The sequence below is a fragment of the Streptomyces mangrovi genome, from assembly GCF_900114215.1.
GTDB lineage: Bacteria > Actinomycetota > Actinomycetes > Streptomycetales > Streptomycetaceae > Streptomyces > Streptomyces barkulensis.
Window position 1 is genome coordinate 1 of sequence record NZ_FOSG01000045.1, and the last position, 3,248, is coordinate 3,248.

The 3,248-nt window shown below is 72.3% G+C and carries 4 protein-coding genes; 3 read left to right on the forward strand and 1 reads right to left on the reverse strand.

Going from position 1 to position 3,248, the window contains the following annotated elements:
* Both BM237_RS28520 and BM237_RS28525 read left to right on the forward strand, forming a co-directional pair.
* A partial coding sequence (locus BM237_RS28520; RefSeq protein ID WP_139238206.1) for an adenosylhomocysteinase occupies window positions 1-95 on the forward strand: 95 nt, incomplete at its 5' end.
* A gap of 111 nt (window positions 96-206) precedes the next feature.
* Complete coding sequence (locus BM237_RS28525) at window positions 207-821, forward strand: hypothetical protein (RefSeq protein WP_093852633.1); 615 nt, start codon at window positions 207-209, stop codon at window positions 819-821.
* 32 nt (window positions 822-853) lie between these two features.
* Here the strand turns inward: BM237_RS28525 and BM237_RS28530 are convergent, their stop codons facing one another.
* Complete coding sequence (locus tag BM237_RS28530) at window positions 854-1,819, reverse strand: RDD family protein (RefSeq protein ID WP_093852634.1); 966 nt, start codon at window positions 1,817-1,819, stop codon at window positions 854-856.
* 142 nt (window positions 1,820-1,961) lie between these two features.
* Here BM237_RS28530 and BM237_RS28535 point away from each other — a divergent pair, with 142 nt between their 5' ends.
* Complete coding sequence (locus tag BM237_RS28535; RefSeq protein ID WP_093852635.1) at window positions 1,962-2,969, forward strand: stage II sporulation protein M; 1,008 nt, start codon at window positions 1,962-1,964, stop codon at window positions 2,967-2,969.
* The last annotated feature ends 279 nt before the right edge of the window (window positions 2,970-3,248 follow it).

Consider the following 3,248-nt stretch of genomic DNA (forward strand, 5'->3'; position numbering starts at 1 on the left):
TGGGGGCGAGGCTGACCGTGCTGCGCCCGGAGCAGGCCGCCTATATCGGCGTTCCCGTGGAGGGTCCGTACAAGCCCGACCACTACCGCTACTGAACCACCACTGCCGACACCGATGCCGGCACACGGCAGGTCACACAGCAGGTAGGCGACACCGTCAGGCCCCCGCTCCACGGCGGGGGCCTGACCCGTAAGGAATGACTCCTCATGCCCCGTGGCCGCTACTCACTCCACGACCCGCACGACCGTGCCCCCCTGGGCGAGGAGCACTTCCAGTGCGCCACCGGCCCGTCCGGCTGGCGGTACGTCTCACAGCTCACCGCACCCCCCGGCGACCACGCGGGCTCGGTCGACCTCACCCTGGACGGCCTCGGCCGCCCTCTCCGCCTCGAACTGACCACCCCCCATTGGCAGGTGCGCGGCGCCGCCCTCGACGGCGTGACCTGGGTACGCGCCGACCCGGCCGGGGAGCACGCACAGGAGGACAACGCGCCCGCCCACGCCTTCACCGGGGCGTCCCCCGCGTTCCTCGTCGCCGTCGCCCGGCTGCTGCGCCCTGTTCCTGGCGCACCGGCCACCCGCGTCCGCCTTGTCGCCTTCGCACCCCCCGTGCTCGCCCCCCGCACCCTCGACCAGGCCTGGGCGCTGGTGGACAGCGAAGCACACGCCACCGACAGCGGCCCGCTGACCGTGGACCACTATCGGGTCGACGATCTGGAGACGGGCGAGCGGCACTCCGTCCACATCGCCGGGGACGTCGTCCTGGCCGCCCCCGGCATCGAGCTGGAGGACCTGGAGTCACCGCCCTCGACGTTCGCCTGACCCGCCCGGCCGGGCAGGTCAGGCTGGGCAGGTCAGGCTGGGGGAACGAAGCCGGTGCGCGGCCCGTCCGCCTCCCCTCCGCCGTCACCGCCACCGGCCGATGGCTGCGGCGGAGACGGCGCGGGCGCCGGAGGGGCAGAGGGAGGGGGAGGGGAGGCAGGCCATACGGGACCGGGACCGGGACCGGGGCCGCTCCCGGGGGCGGTCGGCGGAAGCGCGGCGCCGCTCTGCCCGGCCTCCGGCCGGACCCCTTCCCCGAAGGCCCGCTGCGCCTCCCGCCCCTGCCGCTCGGCCACCACACCGGACAGGTACACGGCCGGAGGCATCCCCTCCGGGGCGGGGGCCCCGGTGAAGCCCGCCACGTCGGCCGCCAGACGCTGCGCCATCGACCAGCCCACCTGCGGATCGAGCTGGTCCGCACGCAGCAGGTACTGCCGTACGGCCAGCCACAGCCCGTCCGGCACCCGCGACAGGTCCAGCTCCGCGAAGTGCCCGGCCACCCACGGAGGCGGCGGCGGCACCGGCACCGGCCGCGACACCGGGATCCGCTCCCGCACCACCAGTGTCCCGGCGAACACGTCACCGAGCCGCCGGCCCCGCGCGGAGACCAGTGAGGCGATGCACGCGACGACCCCCACCGTCATCTGGATCTCCACGAAGCCCAGCGCTCCGCGCACCAGCGCGTGCCGGAAGCGGATCGGCCCGCCGTCCTCCCGTACCACCCGCAGTCCGCACGCCGCCTTCCCCAGCGAACGGCCGTGGGACAGCGTCTCGACCGCCACCGGCCCGCCCACCAGCACCAGCAGCAGCAGCGCGACGGCGATCGCGGCGGTGGCCGCGTCGTCCAGCGACCCGGCGGCCGACAGCACCGCCATCGACAGCGCCAGATAGACCCCCCAGAGCACGACCAGATCTATGAAGACGGCCAGGGCCCGGCTCGGCAGCCGCGCGGGCCGCAGCCCGAGCACCACCGCATCACCCGTCACGAGCTGACTCACCCGGCACGCCTCCTCGCCCTCGCTTCAAACCCGTGTACGCCTCCTACGCCGTACGCCGGGTACGTACACAGTCTGCCGCCCACGGCCGACCGACGGCCAAGCAGCCCGAGACCGACCGCCCCCCATCTGAAAAGCTCTCCCCATGGACCTCGATGTCTTCGTCACCGCCCACCGCGCCGAGTGGGACCGCCTGGAGGAGCTGCTGCGTCGCCCAAGCCGCCTCACCGGAGCCGAGGCGGACGAACTCGTCGCCCTCTACCAGCGCACCTCCACCCATCTGTCGCTGATCCAGTCCACCGCCCCCGACCCCGCGCTGACCGGCCGGCTCACCTCGCTCGTCGCCCGCGCGCGCAGCGCGGTCACCGGTACCCGCCGCTCGACCTGGCGCGACGTGGCGCGCTTCTTCACGGTCGGCTTCCCCGCCGCCGTCTACCGCTCCCGGCACTGGTGGATACCGACGGCCCTGCTCTCCACACTGGTCGCCGTCCTCATCGGCTGGTGGATCGGGACCCACCCCGAGATCCAGGCCTCCATCGCGGCCCCGGAGCAACTGCGCGAGATGACCCGGCCCGGAGGCCAGTACGAGACGTACTACTCCAGCAACCCGGCCACGTCCTTCGCCGCCCAGGTGTGGACGAACAACGCCCAGGCCGCCGCGATCTGCCTGATCTTCGGCGCCTTCCTCGGGATACCGGTGCTGTGGGTGCTGTTCCAGAACATGCTGAACATCGGGATCGGCATCGGCCTGATGACCTCGGCGGGCCGCCTGGATGTCTTCCTCGGCCTCATCCTCCCGCACGGCCTGCTCGAACTGACCGCTCTCTTCGTCGCGGCCGGCACGGGGCTGCGCCTGGGATGGACGGTCATCGACCCGGGACCGCGCAGCCGCCGCACGGCGCTCGCGCAGGAGGGGCGAGCCGCCATCGGCATGGCGCTCGGCCTGGCCGCGGTGCTCTTCGTATCGGGTGTCATCGAGGGCTTCGTGACCCCCTCGGGACTGCCCACCTGGGCCCGGATCACCATCGGAGTGGTCGCCGAGCTGGCCTTCCTGGCCTACGTCTACCTGCTGGGGGCCAGGGCTGTGAGGAGCGGGGAGGTGGGTGACGTGGAGGCCGCCGACCGCTCCGCCGAGGTGCCTCTGGCGGCGTGACACGGGCCGATGTGCATCGAGGCCCTCGGACCTGCTACGGTTCTGATCGTTCCGGAGGGCGCCCTTGACGGGGAGCTCTGCGGGAGGTAGATTTTAGAAGTTGCCCTGAGGGTGGTACCCTCGAAGGCAGACGGTGAAAATCTATCCAGCTTCCACCAGGAGCCCACGGCTCCGGTGAAGCAATCCGAATACTCATCGGAAAGCGAAGCCGATTTCGATTGGCCAAAGCGAGTCTGATAGTGTCGGAGACACCGAAGGGAAGCGCCCGGAGGGGCCCCG

What these genes read in the sequence shown, in the direction of transcription:
- BM237_RS28535 (WP_093852635.1), top strand. Translation starts at nt 1,962, where the DNA reads ATGGACCTCGATGTCTTCGTCACCGCCCACCGCGCCGAGTGGGACCGC.
- BM237_RS28525 (WP_093852633.1), top strand. Translation starts at nt 207, where the DNA reads ATGCCCCGTGGCCGCTACTCACTCCACGACCCGCACGACCGTGCCCCC.